Source organism: Streptomyces sp. CNH287, assembly GCF_000424825.1.
This window is the reverse complement of the sequence record NZ_KE384251.1, coordinates 746,616-764,467: the sequence shown is the minus strand read 5'-3', so window position 1 is coordinate 764,467 and position 17,852 is coordinate 746,616. Positions and strand designations below refer to the sequence as shown.

Annotated in this window: 15 protein-coding genes; 6 read left to right on the top strand and 9 right to left on the bottom strand. The window is 73.6% G+C overall.

All coding sequences use genetic code 11. The features are described 5' to 3' along the window. Nucleotides 1–173: 173 nt before the first annotated feature. From H299_RS0127275 to H299_RS0127260, 4 genes are all read right to left on the bottom strand, one after another. Entirely contained in the window at nt 174–2,003 is a 1,830-nt protein-coding gene (locus tag H299_RS0127275; protein ID WP_027751002.1) for an outer membrane protein assembly factor BamB family protein, read from the bottom strand. A 189-nt stretch (nt 2,004–2,192) separates the two neighbouring features. Further along, entirely contained in the window at nt 2,193–4,055 is a 1,863-nt protein-coding gene (locus H299_RS0127270) for an ABC-F family ATP-binding cassette domain-containing protein (RefSeq protein ID WP_027751001.1), read from the bottom strand. Nucleotides 4,056–4,174: 119 nt separating this feature from the next. Continuing rightward, entirely contained in the window at nt 4,175–5,032 is an 858-nt protein-coding gene (locus tag H299_RS0127265; RefSeq protein ID WP_027751000.1) for an EamA family transporter, read from the bottom strand. Next, nucleotides 5,029–5,526, bottom strand: coding sequence for a YbaK/EbsC family protein (locus tag H299_RS0127260; RefSeq protein ID WP_037760646.1), 498 nt, complete (start codon nt 5,524–5,526; stop codon nt 5,029–5,031). The genes H299_RS0127265 and H299_RS0127260 overlap by 4 nt, the downstream gene beginning before the upstream one ends. 110 nt (nt 5,527–5,636) lie before the next feature. On the opposite strand from H299_RS0127260, the gene H299_RS0127255 reads away from it, so the two are divergent. Then, entirely contained in the window at nt 5,637–6,587 is a 951-nt protein-coding gene (locus H299_RS0127255) for a leucine-rich repeat domain-containing protein (protein WP_106965867.1), read from the top strand. A gap of 216 nt (nt 6,588–6,803) precedes the next feature. Here the strand turns inward: H299_RS0127255 and H299_RS0127250 are convergent, their stop codons facing one another. Next, nucleotides 6,804–8,462 (bottom strand): penicillin-binding transpeptidase domain-containing protein, encoded by a 1,659-nt coding sequence (locus tag H299_RS0127250; protein ID WP_486587441.1) that lies wholly within the window; start codon nt 8,460–8,462, stop codon nt 6,804–6,806. Between the two features lie 235 nt (nt 8,463–8,697). Next, the gene (locus H299_RS0127245) at nt 8,698–10,524 is read right to left on the bottom strand and encodes a phospholipid carrier-dependent glycosyltransferase (RefSeq protein ID WP_051262881.1); all 1,827 of its coding nucleotides are present in this window, start codon (nt 10,522–10,524) and stop codon (nt 8,698–8,700) included. 20 nt (nt 10,525–10,544) lie between these two features. Here H299_RS0127245 and rsmI point away from each other — a divergent pair, with 20 nt between their 5' ends. From rsmI to H299_RS0127220, 5 genes are all read left to right on the top strand, one after another. Then, nucleotides 10,545–11,411 (top strand): 16S rRNA (cytidine(1402)-2'-O)-methyltransferase, encoded by an 867-nt coding sequence (rsmI, locus tag H299_RS0127240; protein WP_037760643.1) that lies wholly within the window; start codon nt 10,545–10,547, stop codon nt 11,409–11,411. A gap of 239 nt (nt 11,412–11,650) precedes the next feature. Then, nucleotides 11,651–11,962: a hypothetical protein gene (locus H299_RS40710; RefSeq protein ID WP_486587440.1), complete on the top strand. Its 312-nt coding sequence runs from the start codon at nt 11,651–11,653 to the stop codon at nt 11,960–11,962. A gap of 45 nt (nt 11,963–12,007) precedes the next feature. Beyond that, nucleotides 12,008–12,838 carry a TatD family hydrolase gene (locus H299_RS0127230; RefSeq protein WP_027750994.1) on the top strand — a complete coding sequence of 277 codons (831 nt, stop codon included), beginning with the start codon at nt 12,008–12,010 and terminating at the stop codon, nt 12,836–12,838. Between the two features lie 64 nt (nt 12,839–12,902). Next, nucleotides 12,903–13,868, top strand: coding sequence for a 16S rRNA (adenine(1518)-N(6)/adenine(1519)-N(6))-dimethyltransferase RsmA (gene rsmA / locus H299_RS36570; protein ID WP_078513096.1), 966 nt, complete (start codon nt 12,903–12,905; stop codon nt 13,866–13,868). Beyond that, complete coding sequence (locus tag H299_RS0127220; protein ID WP_051262880.1) at nt 13,865–14,833, top strand: 4-(cytidine 5'-diphospho)-2-C-methyl-D-erythritol kinase; 969 nt, start codon at nt 13,865–13,867, stop codon at nt 14,831–14,833. The genes rsmA and H299_RS0127220 overlap by 4 nt, the downstream gene beginning before the upstream one ends. A 60-nt stretch (nt 14,834–14,893) precedes the next feature. On the opposite strand, the gene H299_RS0127215 is transcribed toward H299_RS0127220, so the two are convergent. From H299_RS0127215 to H299_RS0127205, 3 genes are all read right to left on the bottom strand, one after another. Then, complete coding sequence (locus H299_RS0127215; RefSeq protein WP_027750992.1) at nt 14,894–15,691, bottom strand: SDR family oxidoreductase; 798 nt, start codon at nt 15,689–15,691, stop codon at nt 14,894–14,896. 28 nt (nt 15,692–15,719) lie between these two features. Further along, complete coding sequence (locus tag H299_RS0127210; protein ID WP_027750991.1) at nt 15,720–16,343, bottom strand: Uma2 family endonuclease; 624 nt, start codon at nt 16,341–16,343, stop codon at nt 15,720–15,722. 136 nt (nt 16,344–16,479) lie between these two features. After that, nucleotides 16,480–17,688: a serine hydrolase domain-containing protein gene (locus H299_RS0127205; RefSeq protein ID WP_027750990.1), complete on the bottom strand. Its 1,209-nt coding sequence runs from the start codon at nt 17,686–17,688 to the stop codon at nt 16,480–16,482. Between the last annotated feature and the right edge of the window lie 164 nt (nt 17,689–17,852).

Below are 17,852 nucleotides of genomic sequence, written 5' to 3'. Positions count from 1 at the left end.
CAGGCCCGGCCGCATGCCCCCGGAAGCTACACGCTCGTGCGCCGATGCGCGCCCCCACGAAGGGGGGCGAAAGGGCAAAGAGGAGGGGCGGGTGCGCAGTCGCACCCGCCCCCCGCCGCCGCATCGGTTCACCCGATCCGGTCAGCTCACCCGATCCGCCCGGTGCCTGCGGCTCACTCGACGCCGAATCCCGCGGCCAGGTACTTGCGGCCGCTGCCGGAGGAGTCGCGCTCCGAGATCAGGTCGGTCTGGAGATACAGCCTGCCGTACGCGAAGAGCGCGCGGTCCAGCAGCGAGAACGCCACGAAGCCGTCCTCGACCTTGCTGCTGCCCAGCGTGAACCAGAGGGTCTGCTTGCCCTTCGCGGGCTCGACCCCGACGATCTCGCCGCCCTCGTCGTAGGTGGGCAGCTTGTAGGCGATCAGCTCGTCGCCCTCCATCGTCAGCGGGGTGATGCTGCGGCCCTCGCCCGCGTCCGACTTCCACTTCGTCTTGCCGGTCTTCAGGTCGAAGGCCATGATCTCGTTGGTGCGGCCGGTGCCCGTACCGTCTTCGTGCGCGGCGGTCGGCATGTACAGCGCGTCCTTGCCGACCGCGATGTCCTTGCACGCCTCGGTCTCGATGTCGCAGTCGACCTCGTACCGGTCGCCGAGCGGGATCTTCGCCATCAGCTTGCCCTCGGGCGAGATGGTCATGACGTCGGTCGCCGAGACCTCACCGGCGCCCACGACGAGCACCAGCGGGTCGGTGGAGGCGACGGACAGCGTCTCGACGCCCTTGGGGACCTCGAACTCCTGCTGCTTCTTGCCCGTCTTCGGGTCCAGGGTCTGCACCTTGAACGTCGCGTCGGAGAAGCTGCCGCACTCCACGACCGCGACCAGCTTCGGACCGCCCGCGTAGCCCTGGTCCCGGCAGTCGCCCGGCTTGGCCGACCACAGCGGCTTGCCGCCGGTCATCTTGTAGCCGACGGAGCCGCCGATCCAGGCCGAGGCGACGGTGCCCTGGCTGATCGTCACGTTCTCCACGCCCAGGGTGTCGGCGCCCGGCATGGTCTCCTGCCACACCTTCTTGCCCTTGTCCAGGTCGATGACCACCATCTGGTTGCAGTCGGCCTTGCTGGACTTGGTCTCCTGGGTGACGATCGCCGTCTTGTTGTCCTCGGTCACGTGCCGGGACGCACCGCAGACCGCGCCGTCCAGCGCGATCTTCCACTTCTCCGTGCCGCTCTTGGGGTCGATCCCGAGGACGGCGTTCACGGTGCTCTTGGCGAAGGTGTCCTCGGTGCCCCACAGGCCGGCCACCGAGGTCAGGTCGTCCACCTTGGGCGCGTCCAGGCTGAAGAGCATCTCGCCCTTGGTGCTCTTGGGCTTGCTGCCGCCGGTGCCGCCACCGCTGTCGCCGCCGCTGTCACCACCGCCCTTGGTGCCCTGCGAGCTGCCCTTGTCGTCGCCCTTGGACTCGTCCTTCTTGTCACCGCCGTCGTCCTTGGTGAGGAAGAAGACACCGCCGGCGGCGATCAGCACGACGGCGACCACCGCGGCCACGATCATGATCATCTTGTTGTTCCTGCCGCCGCCCGCACCCGGGCCGCCCGGCCCGCCCGGACCGGGCATCGTGCCGGGAGGCGCCGTCGGATACAGACCCGGGTCCTGCCCGTACGGCGGCTGCCCCGGCTGCCCGTACGGTCCCGCGCCCGGCTGCCCGTACGGGGGCAGGGTGGGCGGCTGGGCCGGGGGCGGGGTGGGGGCGCCGAAGCCGCCGGGCGGTGGCGGGGTCGGCGCACCGAAGCCGCCTCCCGGCGGCGGCTGCTGGGGGTATCCGTAGCCCGGAGGCTGACCGGGCTGGCCCTGCGGGTATCCGTAGCCCGGAGGCTGACCGGGCTGGCCCTGCGGGTATCCGTACCCACCGGGAGCCCCGCTCGGCGGACCACCCGGAGGCGGGTCCTGCGGCCCGCCAGGGCCGCCCGTCGGCGGCTGACTGGGCGGCGGAGGCGGCTGCGACATGACATTCCCTCGTTACGGCGGACCGGCTGCCCAGCGCTGCGCAAAACCCTTCAGGGGCGAGCGAATCGGGCATTTGGCCTGCCAGTTGTTGGCTGGCTGAGCAGACGTTCTTTGTATCACCGGACACCGAAGAGCCGTTGTCCGGTTCCCGCCCGTGACAGCCCGTCGTTATGAGAATGCAGCCGCGCTCTACGCGCCCTCTGCCAGCTCCAACCAGCGGGTCTCCAGGTCGTCACGCTCCGCGACCAGCGCGCGCCGCCGGCCGTCCAGTTCGGCCACCAGCTCGAAGTCCGTGGCGTTCTGGGCGATTTCGGCGTGCAGCTTGGTCTCTTTCTCGCCGATCCGGTCCAGCTGCCGCTCGATGCGCTGGAGTTCCTTCTGCGCGGCACGGGAGAGGTGGCTCGCCGAAGCCCCCGACCCTGCGGCCCCTGCTGCCCCGGTGGCCGCCGGAGCGGCGCCGGACGCCGCGGGGGCGGGAGCCGGGGCCGCGGCGGCGGCGCCGGACGGCGCCGCGTCGCGCATCCGCGCCCGCCGCTCCAGGTACTCGTCCACCCCGCGCGGCAGCATCCGCAGCGCGCCGTCCCCCAGCAGCGCGAACACCCGGTCCGTCGTCCGCTCCAGGAAGAACCGGTCGTGGGAGATGACCACGAGCGAGCCGGGCCAGCCGTCCAGCACGTCTTCCAGCTGGGTCAGCGTCTCGATGTCGAGGTCGTTCGTCGGCTCGTCGAGGAAGAGGACGTTGGGCTCGTCCATCAGCAGCCGCAGGATCTGGAGCCGCCGCCGCTCGCCGCCGGAGAGGTCGCCGACCGGCGTCCACTGCTTCTCCTTGACGAAGCCGAACCGCTCGCACAGCTGCGAGGCGCTCATCTCGCGCCCCTTGCCCAGGTCCACGCGCGAGCGCACCTGCTCGACGGCCTCCAGCACCCGCCAGGCCGGGTTCAGCTCGGCCACCTCCTGTGAGAGGTACGCGAGCTTCACCGTGCGGCCGACCTTGATGTGCCCGGCCGCGGGCTGCGTCTCCCCCTCGCTGCGCGCGGCCTCCTCCAGCGCCCGCAGCAGCGAGGTCTTGCCCGCGCCGTTGACCCCCACCAGGCCGATCCGGTCGCCGGGACCGAGCTGCCAGGTCAGGTGGCGCAGCAGCACCCTCGGGCCCGCCTGGACGGTCACGTCCGCCAGCTCGAAGACGGTCTTGCCCAGCCGGGAGTTCGCGAACCGCATCAGCTCGGCGGTGTCGCGCGGCGGCGGCACGTCCGCGATCAGCTCGTTCGCCGCCTCGATGCGGAACCGGGGCTTGCTGGTGCGGGCCGGAGCGCCCCGGCGCAGCCAGGCCAGCTCCTTGCGCATCAGGTTCTGCCGCTTGGCCTCCTCGGTCGCCGCGATCCGCTCGCGCTCGGCCCGCGCGAAGACGTAGTCGCTGTAGCCGCCCTCGTACTCGTGCACGGTGCCGCCCTGCACGTCCCACATCCGGGTGCAGACCTGGTCCAGGAACCAGCGGTCGTGCGTCACGCAGACGAGCGCGGAGCGCCTGCTCCGCAGGTGCCCGGCCAGCCAGGAGATGCCCTCGACGTCCAAGTGGTTGGTCGGCTCGTCCAGGACGATCAGGTCCTGCTCGGAGATGAGCAGCTGCGCGAGCGCGATACGGCGCCGCTCGCCGCCGGAGAGCGGGCCGATCACCGTGTCCAGGCCCTCGGCGAAGCCGGGCAGGTCCAGCCCGCCGAACAGGCCGGTCAGCACGTCCCGGACCTTCGCGTTCCCGGCCCACTCGTGGTCGGCGAGATCGCCCAGCACCTCGTGCCGCACCGTCGCCGCCGGGTCGAGCGAGTCGTGCTGGGTCAGCACGCCCAGCCGCAGCCCGCCGACGTGCGTGACCCGGCCCTCGTCGGCGCTCTCGTGCTTGGCGAGGATGCGGATGAGGGTGGTCTTGCCGTCCCCGTTCCGCCCGACGACACCGATCCGGTCCCCCTCGCTGACGCCGAGGGAGAGGCCGTCGAGGAGCGCACGGGTGCCGTACACCTTGTCGACGGCTTCCAGATTGACGAGGTTGACAGCCATCTCACTCCTGATAAGGGAACCGGTCAGCCCCCCAGGGTAGCCGCCGGGTTCCGGGCGGTTCCGCGCAGCCGCCGGTCAGGGGCCGGACGGCCGCCGGACCGCCACCGCGCAGACGTCGCTCAGCCGCCGGTGAGCATGAGTGCGATGCCCGCCGCCAGCAGCGCGGAGGCGGCGACCCTGGGCGCACCGAACCGCTCCTTGAAGAACACCGCACCGATCGCCGCCCCCGCAATGATCGACGACTCGCGCAGCGCCGCGACCGGCGCCAGCGGAGCCTGCGTCTGCGCCCACAGGACCAGCCCGTAGGCGCCCGTGGACAGCGCGCCGCCGAGCAGCCCGAGCCAGACCACCGGGCGCATCCGGTCCAGCAGCTCACCCCCGCGCACCGCGAACGCGTACAGCGGGATGCACGGCCCCATCAGCAGGACCAGCCAGCCGGTGTAGCCCAGTGCGGTGCCGGAGGCGCGGACCCCGGCGCCGTCGACGACGGTGTACGCGGCGATGGCCAGCCCGGTGCTGACCGCGGCCAGCAGCGCGGGCCGCGCCGTACGGACGCCGCCGGCCCGGCCCCGGATGCCCCACAGGGCGACGCCGACCAGGCCAGCGGAGGCCACGGCCACCCCCGCCGTCTGCCAGGGACCGGGCGTCTCGTGCAGGAAGACCATGGCCAGCACGGTCACCACCAGCGGCGCCGTACCGCGCGCTATCGGGTACATCTGGCCGAAGTCGCCCAGCTGGAACGAGCGCATCAGCAGCACCTGGTAGCCCACGTGCAGCACCACGGAGGCCAGCAGGTACGGCCAGGCGCCCGCCGCGGGTACCGGCGCGTAGGCGACGACGAGCGCCCCGCACAGGATGTCGGCGGCGCCGATCAGCGAGAAGGCGACCAGCTGGTCCCGTATGCCGTGCGCGATGGCGTTCCAGCCCGCGTGCGTCACGGCGGCGGCCAGCACCGCGGCGACGACCAGCGGCGTCACGCGCCCGTGGCTTCCTCGGCGACCTCGGCCAGGGTGCCGCCCGCGTGCGCGACCAGCGTCTCGGGGTCCAGCGCGAACACCGTGTGCGGCGTACCGGCGGCGGCCCACACCGTACGGTGCGCGAGCAGGCCCCGGTCCGCGAGGACCCGCAGCGTCGTGCGGTGCCCGAACGGCGGGACGCCGCCGATGGCGAAGCCCGTCGCCGCCCGTACGGTCTCCGCCGACGCGCGGCGGACCTGCCCGGCCGCCAACTCCGCGCGCACCCGCGCCACATCCACCCGCCCGGCGCCGTCCATCAGCACGAGCACCGGTACGCCGTCCGCCTCGAAGACGAGGGACTTGACGATCTGGCTCAGCTCGCAGCCGACCGCGGCGGCGGCCTGGACCGCGGTGCGCGTCGCCTCGGGGAAGGTCCGCACCTCGACGTCGTCGAGCCCGAGCGCGGCGAGCGCGACGGCGAAGCGGGGGTGGACACCAGGTGAAGCAGCGTTCATGCCCGTCAGCCTAAGGGCACTCCCGTAGTCCCCGGCGAGCGCGCGACGACCTGCGTTGTCAGCTCATCCCCGCTCCACGTTCCACCTCGCAGGATCGCTACTGTGGGCTCATGGGGAGGGGAGCTTGGCAGCAACAGGCGTACGACAGGGCAGCGGCCGAACTGTCCGGCACCGGCCCTGAGATCGAGGACCTCCGCGTCAGCGAATGCGACTTGCCCGCGCTACCGGACGAACTGTGGCGATTGCGACGGCTGCGCCGTCTCGCCATCCACGCTGACAACCTCCAGGAGATTCCCGCCGGGATCGCGCGGCTGACACGGCTGGAGAGCTTGGAGATCGACGCACCGGTCACCGCCCTGCCGCCGGAGATCGGTCTGCTCACACAGCTGCGCCGGCTCACCATCTCCAGCGGTCAGCTTGAGGAACTACCCGTCGCGATCGGCGAGCTCCGCCGACTGGAAGTCCTCAACGCCCAGCGTGAGCCCTTGCGGGCCCTCCCGGCGGAACTCGGCCGACTCGCGTCCCTCCGCCGTCTGTGGCTGAACGGCGAAGCCCTGGAGACCGGGGGAATCCCGGCCGCGCTGTGGGAACTCGGCGCACTGCGCGACCTGGACCTGCCGTACTGCCAGGTCGACGAACTCCCGGAAGGCATCGGGAATCTCCGCGCGCTACGCCGCCTCAACCTCTGCCACGGCATCCTCAGCGACGACGACGGCGTGTGGTCCGCCCCACCCGCCGACCTGTGGGAACTGACCGCTCTCGAAACACTGATCCTCCCCATGAGCGGCCTCACCGGCATCCCGCCTTCCCTCGGGCGCATGACCCAGCTCCGTCACCTGGACCTCAGCACCTGCGACGTGCGTGAACTGCCGCCGCAGGCAGCCCGCCTCGCCAACCTGGAGTACCTCGATCTCAGTTGGACCCTGGTACGCACGGTGGACTCGGCCGTGCGCGGACTGCCACGCCTGCGAGAGCTCCACCTGAGTCAGCGCGAGGTGCACGATTCCGGCTTGCCCCTTCGGGCGACCCCCGCGCCGAAAGACCCTCCGCCGCCCGGGTGATGAGGCCGGTCGCGCGGGTTCGGGCGCGCGGGACAACCCGACCGGCGTCAGTACCGGCCCCTCGGTACGAGGCGTCAGACAGGCATCGAACTCGCCCCGGAACTGGTCAGTTCCGCGAACGCCTCAACACGCCGGCGCCAGGCTGCTACCGCGCCGCGCGTGAGGTCCGGTGGAGCTTCTCGGGCCCGGGGCGGAGGCAAACCCGCCCCGGGGCGGTCACCCCGCGTCGAGGACCTTCCGGACCACCGGGCCCGCGAACTCGCCGCCGTGGCCCGACTCCGGCACCACGGCCGCCGCCGCGACGTCGTCGCGGTAGGCCGTGAACCAGGCGTTCGGCTTCTTCTGGTTGTCGACCTCCGCCGAGCCGGTCTTCGCCCCGACGTCGCCGTCGGCGCCCGCCATCGCCTCGGCCGCCGTGCCGCCGGTGGCGGTCGTCTTCATGAGCTGCCGCAGATCGGCGGCGACCTGCGGCTTCATGGTGCGCGGCGCCTTGGCGAAGGTGCGGTCGTCGAGCGAGGGGGAGACGAGGTAGGGCTGCTTGAAGACACCGGACTTCACCGTCGCCGCCACGGACGCCATGGTCAGCGGGTTCATCCGGACGCCGCCCTGGCCGATCAGGGAGGCGCCCTTCTGCGCGTCGGCCTGCACGGGCACCTGGCCGTCGAACGTGCTCGTGCCCGTCTTCCAGTCGAGGCCGATGCCGAAGACGTCGCGCGCCTCCTTGGTCAGGGCGTCGTCGTCCAGTTCGGGTGCCTGGCTGATGAAGGCGGTGTTGCAGGAGCGGGCGAAGCTCTGGCTGAAGGTGCCGCCCTTGATCTCGAACTTGTCGTCGTTCTGGAACTTCCAGTGCCCGTAGGTGAAGTACTTGGGGCAGGGGTGCGTCTTGCCGGGAGCGGCCAGACCCTGGTCCATGAGCATCGCCGCGGTGACGACCTTCATCGTGGAGCCGGGCGCGTACGAGCCCTGGAGCGCGGTGTTGAAGCCCTTGGCGGGCGAGTTGGCGATCGCCAGTATCTCCCCGGTGCTCGGCTTGACGGCCACCACCGACGCCTTCGCCTTGCCCTCGACGGCCGCCTCGGCCGCCCGCTGCCGGGTCAGGTCGAGGGTGGTCTTCAGGGTGCCGGGGGTGCCCTTGGAGAGGGTGAGCAGCGTGGTGCCGGTGTCCTTGCCCTTGGCGTCGACGATCCGGGTCTCGATGCCGGGGGTGCCGTCCGTCTTGGCGCCGTAGCGCTTGCGCAGGTCGGCCAGCACCCCGGCCAGCGCGGGGTGCTCCTCCTTGGTCAGCTCCGCGCCGTTGCGGTCGACGGCCCTGACCGGCGGCGTGCCCGCCTCACCGGTGCGGACGGCCTGGCCCTCCTTCAGCTTGGGGTGCAGCACGTCGGGCTTCCAGCGGACGACGGGCTCGCCCGTCCGCTCCTGCCGTACGACCTCCAGCCGGGATTCGTAGGACCAGGTGGCGCGCTGCTCGCCGTGCGCGACCGCGGCCTTGACGCCGAACGGCACCGCCGCCTTCGCGGCCGGGCCGGGGGTGAACTTGAGCTGGGAGACGCGGGCCTGCTTGCCGAAGGCGGTGAGCGCCTTGGCGGCGGCCCCGCTGTCGTCCGTGAGCGCGGCGGCCTTGCCCGCCTCGCCCGCGGACCAGGCGTCGAGGAAGTCCCCGGCGGCCGTGCGGACTTCACGGGCCGAGAGCGGGCCCTTCTTGACGGGCTCCGCGTTCTTGCCGTCGCCGTCGCCGTCGGAGGCCGCGGACGTGCCGTTCCCCGAGCCGCTTCCGTCGTCGCCGGTGAGGGCGTACACACCGAACCCGGTGGCTCCCACGACCACGGCGGCGATCCCGCCGACCACTGCCATCCGCTGGCTGTCACGCACCGACATCCCGCCCCTCCGCGCCGCCCCCGCCGTCTGGCGGAGGACCTCCGACAGCGAACCCTAGAGCACCGAAGTGACAGCCCCTGCCTCAGAGTCACCTGAGAGTCACCTTTCGGACGGGACCGCGGCGAGGACATCCGCTTCAGCCGGACCCTGCTCGAAGAATCCGGGGGCGAGGTCTCCAAGATCGAGAGCGCCGCCTCGGGCCGTCTGGGGGCCGTCGTCGTCGCTGCGAGAGACCCTAGATCCAGGTGTCGAACCACATGCGGGCGCGCCAGTCGTCGGTGGGGATGGGCTCGCCGGTGTAGATGGGCCAGAAGTAGATGAAGTTCCAGATGATCAGGAGCACGAGGACGCCGCCCGCGACGATGCCGATCGTGCGGCGGCGTTCCGTGACGCCCGGTGGGCCCGCCAGGGCGCCGAGCATCATGGCGAGGGCGAGGCAGAGGAAGGGCAGGAAGACGATCGCGTAGAAGAAGAAGATCGTCCGCTCCTGGTAGAGGAACCAGGGCAGGTAGCCCGCGGCCACGCCGCACAGGATGGCGCCCGCCCGCCAGTCGCGGCGCAGCAGCCAGCGGTAGAGCGCGTACGCCAGGGCGAAGCAGCCGGCCCACCACAGCAGCGGGGTGCCCAGGGCGAGGACCTCGCGGGCGCAGCCGTCGGCGGCCGTGCAGCCGTCCTCGCCCGCCTTGGGCGACTCGTAGAAGTAGGAGACGGGGCGTCCCAGAACCAGCCAGCTCCATGGGTTGGAGTCGTAGGTGTGGCCGGAGTTGAGGTTGACGTGGAAGCTGTAGACCTCGCTCTCGTAGTGCCACAGGCTGCGCAGCGGGCCGGGCAGCCAGCCCCAGCCGCCCGCTTCGCCCTCGCGCTCGGCCCAGTCGCGGAAGTAGCCGCCGCTGGTGGCGAACCAGCCGGTCCAGCTGGCGAGGTAGGTCAGGAGCGCGACGGGCACCAGGGAGAGGAAGGCGGGCAGCGCGTCCCGGCGGAGCATGGCCAGGCCGGGGCGGCCGGCTCCGGCGGTACGGCGCGCGCCGACGTCCCACAGGACGGTCAGCAGCCCGAAGGCGGCGAGGACGTAGAGGCCGTTCCACTTGGTGGCGCAGGCCAGGCCGAGGCAGACGCCGGCGGCGAGCCGCCAGGGGCGCAGGCCGAGCCCGAGCCGGTCGCCGACGTGGAGGCGGGGACCGGCGAGGGCCGGGGCGGGCGCGAGCGCGGGCGCGGGGCCTGCGGTGGAGCCGGAGGGGGCGGACGGATCGGGGTCGTCAGGGGGCAGCGCGGCGGCGAGCCGGGCGCGGGCCTTGTCCCGGTCGACCAGCAGGCAGCCGAAGGCCGCCAGCACCCAGAACATCAGGATCAGGTCGAGCAGGGCGACCCGGCTCATCACGAAGTGCAGCCCGTCGACCGCCATCAGCGCGCCCGCCAGGCAGCCCAGCATCGTGGAGCGGAAGAGCCTGCGGCCGATCCGGCAGAGCAGGAAGACCGAGAGAGTGCCGAGCAGCGCGGTCATGAAGCGCCAGCCGAAGGGGTCCAGGCCCCACATCCACTCCCCGAGCCCGATGATCCACTTGCCGACCGGGGGGTGCACGACGTACGAGGGGTCGTCGCTGAGCGGGATCTTCTGGTCGTCGCGGAGGATCAGCTTGTCCGCGCCGTCCGCCCACTTCGCCTCGTAGCCGTGCTGGTAGAGCGACCAGGCGTCCTTGGCGTAGTAGGTCTCGTCGAATATCACCGCGTGCGGGGAGCCCAGCTGCCAGAACCGGAGCAGCCCCGCGACCAACGCGACCAGTGCCGGGCCGCCCCACGCCGACCAGCGCGCGAGGCGCGCGGCGAGGTGCGGGGAGAAGCCGAACAGCGCCGGGAAGCGGGGCGAGGGGCTCGGGTACGGCGGCACGAGCCGTTCCCGTACGCCCGACTGCGGACGCGCCACGTAGCCGTATCGGCGCAGCCGCGCGGGCCAGCCGGGCGCACCGCCAGGGGTGGGGCCACGCTCGGCTGCTGCGGCTTCTGCGGCGGTGTCACTGGTCGTCACGGGCTCATCGTAGGGAACCGCGCTGGGTTCGCGTGGCATACCGCTGCGAGGATGGTCCGGTGGACACCGGAACCCTCGTACTCGCAGGAACCCCCATCGGCGACCCGGACGACGCGCCGCCCCGGCTCGGCGCCGAAATCGCAGCGGCGGACATCGTCGCCGCCGAGGACACCCGGCGGCTGCGGCGGCTGACCCAGGCGCTGGGGGTGCGGCCGGAGGGACGGGTCGTGTCCTACTTCGAGGGCAACGAGGCCTCGCGTACGCCGGAGCTGGTCGAGGCGCTGGCCGAGGGCGCGCGGGTGCTGCTGGTCACGGACGCGGGGATGCCCTCGGTGTCCGACCCCGGCTACCGGCTGGTGGCGGCGGCGGTGGAGCGCGGGGTGCGGGTGACGGCGGTGCCCGGCCCGTCCGCCGTGCTGACGGCGCTGGCGCTCTCCGGGCTGCCGGTGGACCGCTTCTGCTTCGAGGGTTTCCTGCCGCGCAAGGGCGGTGAACGCCTGAACCGGCTGCGGGAGGCGGCGGCGGAGCGGCGCACGCTGGTCTACTTCGAGTCCCCGCGGCGGCTGGGCGACACGCTCGCCGCGATGGCGGAGGTCTTCGGCGCGGACCGCCGGGCGGCGGTGTGCCGGGAGCTGACCAAGACGTACGAGGAGGTCCGGCGGGGCGGGCTCGGGGAGCTGGCCGGGTGGGCGGCGGGCGAGGTGCGGGGCGAGATCACCGTCGTCGTGGAGGGGGCGCCCGAGCACGGCGCGGAGGAGCTGGACGCGGCCGAGCTGGTGCGGCGGGTGGCGGTGCGCGAGGAGGCCGGGGAGCGGCGCAAGGAGGCGATCGCGGCGGTGGCGCAGGCGGCGGGGGTGCCCAAGCGCGAGGTGTTCGACGCGGTGGTGGCGGCGAAGACGGCCGGGGGACAGGCCGGGGGCGCCTGAGAGGCAGTCTCTGAGAGCCGCCCCCCGCGCTTCGCGCGGCCCCGCGTGCCCCGCCGCTCGCGCCAGGCGGAGCGGCGGGTAAAGGGATTATCGTGAGAGGTAAAGCCCGTGCCGCGATGCGGGCCGCATTCTCCATAGCTGGGCCAAATCTGCCCCAACAGCGCGGAGGGCTGCTGCGCATCCCCGGGCGGAGGAGTCCACTGGTGAGTGGGCCATCCGCCCGTCGAGAGGAGCCGGGGATGAAGGACAGCAGTGGCACCAGTGGTCCCAACGGTGCGAGCGCCCCGAGCAGAAGGGGAGCCACCGGGGAGACGGCTCACGAGGCGTACAGCTTCGCCTGCATGAAGTGCGGGTACTCGTGGGAGCAGACGTACGACATCGAGCACCACGTGCCGCCGACGGGGGAGCCCTTCGTCACGTACTACACGGACGGCAAACGCGTGCCTTCCCCGCTCAAGAGCCCGACCTGCGTCAACTGCGACGGGCACGTGCTGCGGATCATGCGTTCGGGCCGGGTGGCCACCGCGCAGGAGGCGCTGCACCACCTGTGACCGGCCTGCCGGAGCGGTGCCGGCGGCGCGGATTATCATCGCGGGATGCCGAAGCCTGACCAGCCCGCGCCGCCGCCGCCCGCACCGCTCCGGGTCCCGGTCGCCGACTCGCACACGCACCTGGACATGCAGGAGCCCGCCGTCGAGGAGGTGCTCGCCAAGGCCGCCGCCGTCGGCGTACGCACGGTGGTGCAGGTCGGCTGCGACCTGGAGCGCTCGCGGTGGGCCGCCGAGGTGGCGGCCGAGCATCCCTCGGTGCACGCCGCCGTCGCCCTGCACCCCAACGAGGCGCCCCGGCTGGACGCCGAGGGGCCGGACGTCCTGAACGCCGCGCTCGCGGGCATCGAGAAGCTGGCCGCGCTGCCCCAGGTGCTGGCCATCGGGGAGACCGGGCTCGACCACTTCCGCACCGGCGAGGAGGGCCGCGCCGCGCAGCAGCGCTCCTTCCGCGCGCACATCGAGATGGCCAAGCGGCTCGGCAAGGCGCTGGTCATCCACGACCGGGACGCCCACGAGGACGTGCTGCGCGTCCTGGCCGAGGAGGGCGCCCCCGAGCGCACCGTCTTCCACTGCTTCTCGGGCGACGCGGAGATGGCCCGGCTGTGCGCCGCGCACGGCTGGTACCTCTCCTTCGCCGGGAACGTCACCTTCAAGAACGCGCAGCCGCTGCGCGACGCGCTGGCCGCCACCCCGCCCGAACTGCTGCTGGTGGAGACCGACGCACCGTTCCTGACCCCGGCGCCCTGGCGAGGGCGGCCCAACGCGCCGTATCTGATCCCGATCACGCTGCGGGCCATGGCGGCGGTCAAGGGGATGCCGGAGGACGCGCTCGCCGAGCACATCGCGGCCAACACGGCACGGGCATTCGGCTACTGACGCGCGCCCGTAAACTGCACCGGTGAGTACCGCCCCCGACCCCTCCTGCGGCCCCGTTCCCGACCTGCCCGCCGACCCGCCCGCCGACCGGCTGCTCGGCCCCGCCGACGTCCGCGAGCTGGCCGCCGCCCTGGGCGTACGCCCCACCAAGCAGCGCGGGCAGAACTTCGTCATCGACGCGAACACGGTGCGCCGGATCGTACGGACCGCCGGGGTGCGCCCGGCCGACGTCGTGGTGGAGATCGGGCCCGGTCTCGGCTCGCTCACCCTCGCCCTGCTGGAGTCGGCCGACCGCGTGGTGGCCGTGGAGATCGACGACGTGCTCGCCGGCGCTCTGCCCGCCACGGTCGCGGCCCGGCTGCCCGAGCGCGCCGGCCGCTTCGACCTCGTGCACGCGGACGCGCTGCGCCTGGCCGAGCTGCCCGGGCCGCCGCCCACCGCGCTGGTCGCCAACCTGCCGTACAACGTCGCGGTCCCGGTGCTGCTGCACATGCTGGCCGGCTTCCCGAGCATCGAACGCAGCCTGGTGATGGTGCAGGCCGAGGTGGCCGACCGGCTGGCGGCGCCGCCGGGCTCGAAGGTCTACGGGGTGCCGTCGGTCAAGGCCGCCTGGTACTGCGAGGTGCGGCGGGCGGGCGCGATCGGGCGTACGGTCTTCTGGCCCGCGCCGAACGTGGACTCCGGCCTGGTCTCGCTGGTACGGCGCGATCCGCCGCGTACGACGGCCTCGCGCGCGGAGGTGTTCGCCGTCGTGGACGCGGCGTTCGCGCAGCGGCGCAAGACGCTGCGGGCGGCGCTGGCCGGTTGGGCCGGTTCGGGGGCGGCGGCCGAGGCGGCGCTGGTGGCGGCCGGGATCTCGCCGAAGGCGCGGGGCGAGGGGCTGACCGTCGAGGAGTTCGCGGCCATCGCGGAGCACCGCCCGGGACCGGGCGCGGAGCCCGGGGCGGCGGAACGGGCACGCTCGCAGGCGCGGTCGCGGTCGCAGGGGCAGACGCAGACGCAGACGCAGACCAGAGGGGACACCGCATGACCGGCAGCACCGGCGGGCCCGGCACGCAGGGCGTGACCGTCCGGGTACCGGCGAAGGTGAACGTGCAGCTCGCCGTCGGCGGCCCGCGCCCCGACGGCTTCCACGGGCTGGCGAACGTCTTCCTCGCCGTCGGCCTCTACGACGAGGTCCGCGCCACCCGCGCGGAGACCTCCCGGCTGACCGTCGAGGGTCCGGACGCGGACCAGGTGCCGCTGGACGACAGCAACCTGGCCGCCCGCGCCGCCCGCGCGCTGGCCGCGCACCACGGACTCGGCGAGCCCGCCGTCCACCTTCACCTGAGCAAAGACATCCCCGTCGCGGGCGGCATGGCGGGCGGCAGCGCGGACGCGGCGGGTGCGCTACTGGCCTGCGATGCGCTCTGGGGCACCGCCACACCGCAGGACGAACTCCTCGCGCTGTGCGCCGATTTGGGCTCCGACGTGCCGTTCAGCCTGCTGGGCGGCGCCGCGCTGGGCCGGGGCCGGGGGGAGTTGCTGACTCCGCTGGAGGTCGGCGGCGTCTTCCACTGGGTGTTCGCGGTCGCGGACGGCGGGCTGTCCACACCGGCCGTCTACCGCGAGTGCGACCGGCTCCGCGAGGCGTCCGGCGCCGGGGCGGCGGCCGTCGGGACCGGCGATCCGGAGGCGTCCCCCGCCCTGCTGGAGGCACTCCGTACGGGCGACCCGGCGGCCCTGGCCGCCGCACTCGCCCCGGACGGCGGCTCGTCGAACGACCTCCAGGCCGCCGCCCTCTCGCTGCGCCCCTCGCTCGCCGGGACCCTGGACGCCGGGACGGCGGCGGGCGCGCTCGCCGGGATCGTCTCCGGCTCGGGCCCGACCTGCGCGTTCCTCACCGAGGACGCCGCCTCGGCGGAGTCGGTGGCCGAGGCCCTGCGCGCCTCGGGCACCTGCCGGACCGCGCGCCCCACGACCGGCCCGGCGCCGGGCGCCACGCTGCTGGGCTGACGGGACGGCGGGCGGGACAGCGGGACGGGCCCCACCCGGTCGGCGCCGCACCCGCCCCCGCTACTCCCCCGCCCGCTCCCCGGCCTCGAAGGCCCGCCGCAGCCCGTGGTTGCTGATGAGCAGCCCGCCGTCCACCGGGAGCGTCACGCCGGTGATCCACGACGCGTCGGAGGAGGCGAGGAAGGCGACGGCGGCGGCGATGTCGTCCGGCCTGCCGACCCGGCCGAGCGGGTACTCCCCGGCCGCCCGTTCCAGCACGGCTGCCCTCCCCTCCCAGGCCGGGGTGTCCACCGTGCCGGGCGCGACCAGGTTCACCCGCACCCCGCGCGCCGCGCTGCTCCCGGCGAGCGTCCGGGTCAGCCCGGCGAGTCCGGCCTTGGCGGCGCTGTAGGAGTGGTTGCCGAAGTCCCGCTCGCCGTTGACCGAGCCGACGCTGACGATGGCGCCCCGTCCCCCCGCCGCCACGAGGTAGGGCATCGCGGCGCGCGCGCAGCGGAAGGCGCCGTTCAGGGTGATGTCCAGGTTGCGCAGCCAGGTCTCGTCGGTCTCGTCCTCGAACAGCTCGGTGCCGTGGAGGCTCGCGTAGGCGTTGTTGACCAGGACGTCCAGCCCGCCGTACAGCTCGGCCGCGTACGCCACCGCCTCCTCGACCGCCGTACGGTCGCCCACGTCGCAGCCGCGCGCCGCCGCCTCGCCGCCGTCCTCGCGGACGCGCCGGGCCGCGCCCTGCGCCCGTGCCTCGTCGCGGTCGGTGATCAGCACCCGGGCCCCCTCGGACGCCAGCCGCCGCGCGATCGCCTCTCCCATGCCCTGTCCGGCTCCGGTCACCAGCGCCGCGTACCCCTCGAATCGCCGCATCGCACCAGCATAGGTACGCGGCACCGCTTCAGAGCCCGGTAATATCCGCCCCGATCACGAACCCCCGCGCAGGCCCTTCCGGCAGCACCGCGTCCTTCCCGTACGGAATGCGGTGGGTGTCGGCGTACGCGCCACCGCCCGGCCGGGGCGACGTCAGCACCGTGACCGCACCGTCGCCGTCGAAGTCGTCGATGATGACGTAGAGCGGGATTCCGGCCCGCGCGTACGCGCGCTGCTTACGCACCCGGTCCCGCTCCCGGGCATCCCGGCCCGGTGAGACCACCTCGAACACCGCAGGAACCCGCCCCGCGTCCACGCCGAGGTCCTCCTCGTCGGGGATCTCGTCCAAGTCCTGCTGAGCGATGAACAGATCGGGGATGCACACCTTCCGCCGGTGGATGACATTCACATCCTGGAACGCGGCGTACCCGCCCCCCGCCAGCTCGGCGTCCAGCGCCCGACGGAGGCGGTTGATCACGATGCCGTGACGGCGGCGGCCGGTGGGGGACACCTCGATGGACTCCTCGATGATCTCGGCTCGGAAGCCCGCAGGAAGATCCATGGCCTTCCACGTCTGCCACAGCACCTCATCGAGGGGGGAAGGATCACTGCCTTCCGCATCCGGACCCGCCTCGTAGGCAAGTGCAGTCATCGTGAGAACACCTCCTCCGTCAGTGTGGGCGCGGGTGCCACCGCGGCACAACCGCTGATCCGACGCTACGGGAATCGAAGAGTGCCACCTTCCCCCGTCGCGCTCGTTCACCCGAAAGGGGCCGGCGGCAGGCGCGTCAGGCGCGCAGGCAGCCGCGCAGGGCGCGGACCAGGGCCAGGGCGCGCGGGTCGGAGGTGACCGACTTCTGCATGCCCGCCGTGGTGTACGCGAAGGCGACGCCCGACTCCGGGTCCGCGAAGGCCAGCGAGCCGCCGCGCCCCGGGTGGCCGAACGAGCCGGGGCCCAGCATGGGCGAGGCGGGTCCGTGCAGCATGTAGCCGAGGCCGAAGCGGGTGCCGACCACGAGCACCCGGTCGGGGCCGGAGGACTCCTGGGAGCGGGCCTGGGTGAGCGTCGCCGGGGTGAACAGGCGGCGTCCGCCCGCCGGTTCGCCGATCAGCGAGGCGTAGAAGCGGGCGAGCGCGCGGGCGGTGGCGACGGCGCCGGAACCGGGGAGCCCGGCGGCGAGGAAGGCCGGGTGGTTCTCGTCGGGGTAGGGGGAGAGCACGCCGAAGGTGCGGCGGGTGACCGAGCCGGGGTCGCGGTAGGCGTCCGCGACGGCGCTCTTGGGACGGACGCGCATGCCGTGCCCGGCGGGCGCCTCCGGTGCCTCGGCGGTGACGATCCGGGCGAGCCGCGACCCGCCGCCCTCGCCGGGACGCACGCCCTCGCCGTCCCCGGCCCCCTCCCCCGGCGGCAGCCCGAACCACAGGTCCAGCCCCAGCGGTCCGGCGATCTCCCGCGCGAACCACGCCCCCAGCCGCTCCCCCGTCACCCGCAGCACCAGCTCGTCCAGCAGCCAGCTGAAGGTGTGCGCGTGGTACCCGTGCGCCGTGCCCGGCTGCCACAGGGGCTCCTGCGCGGCCACCGCGCGCGGGCCGCTGACGCCGTCGACGGCCTCCGCGAGGCTGAGCGGCCGGTCCAGCAGGGGCAGTCCGGCCCGGTGCGCGAGCAGTTGCCGCACGCGCACCCGTTCCTTCCCCGCGGCCTTGAACTCCGGCCAGTACGCGGCCACCGGCGCGTCCAGGTCCAGCCTGCCGCGCTGGTGGAGCAGGTGGAGCACGGCCGCCGCCGGGCCCTTGCTCACCGAGCGCACCAGGACGGCGGTGTCGCGTTCCCAGGGCGTGCCGCCGGTGCGGGTGCCGCCCCACAGGTCGGCCACCGGGTGTCCGTCCAGGTGCACCGAGAGCGCCGCTCCGGTGTCGCCGCGCGCGGTGAAGTTCTCGGCGAAGGCTTCGCGGACCGCCCCGAATCCGTCCGCCACCGTGCCCTGGACCTCGACCACCCCGCCCTGGCCCGCCACCGCGCCCGCCCCCGTCCCGCTCCGTGTCCGCTGCTGCTCAGCCCGTCGGCGGGCCGGTCTGCCCGTCTGTGCCCCCCATGCTGCTACGGCCCGGTAATCCCGGCCGAGGCGGGGTCCCGGTCCGCACCGGCGCACCCTGTGGCACA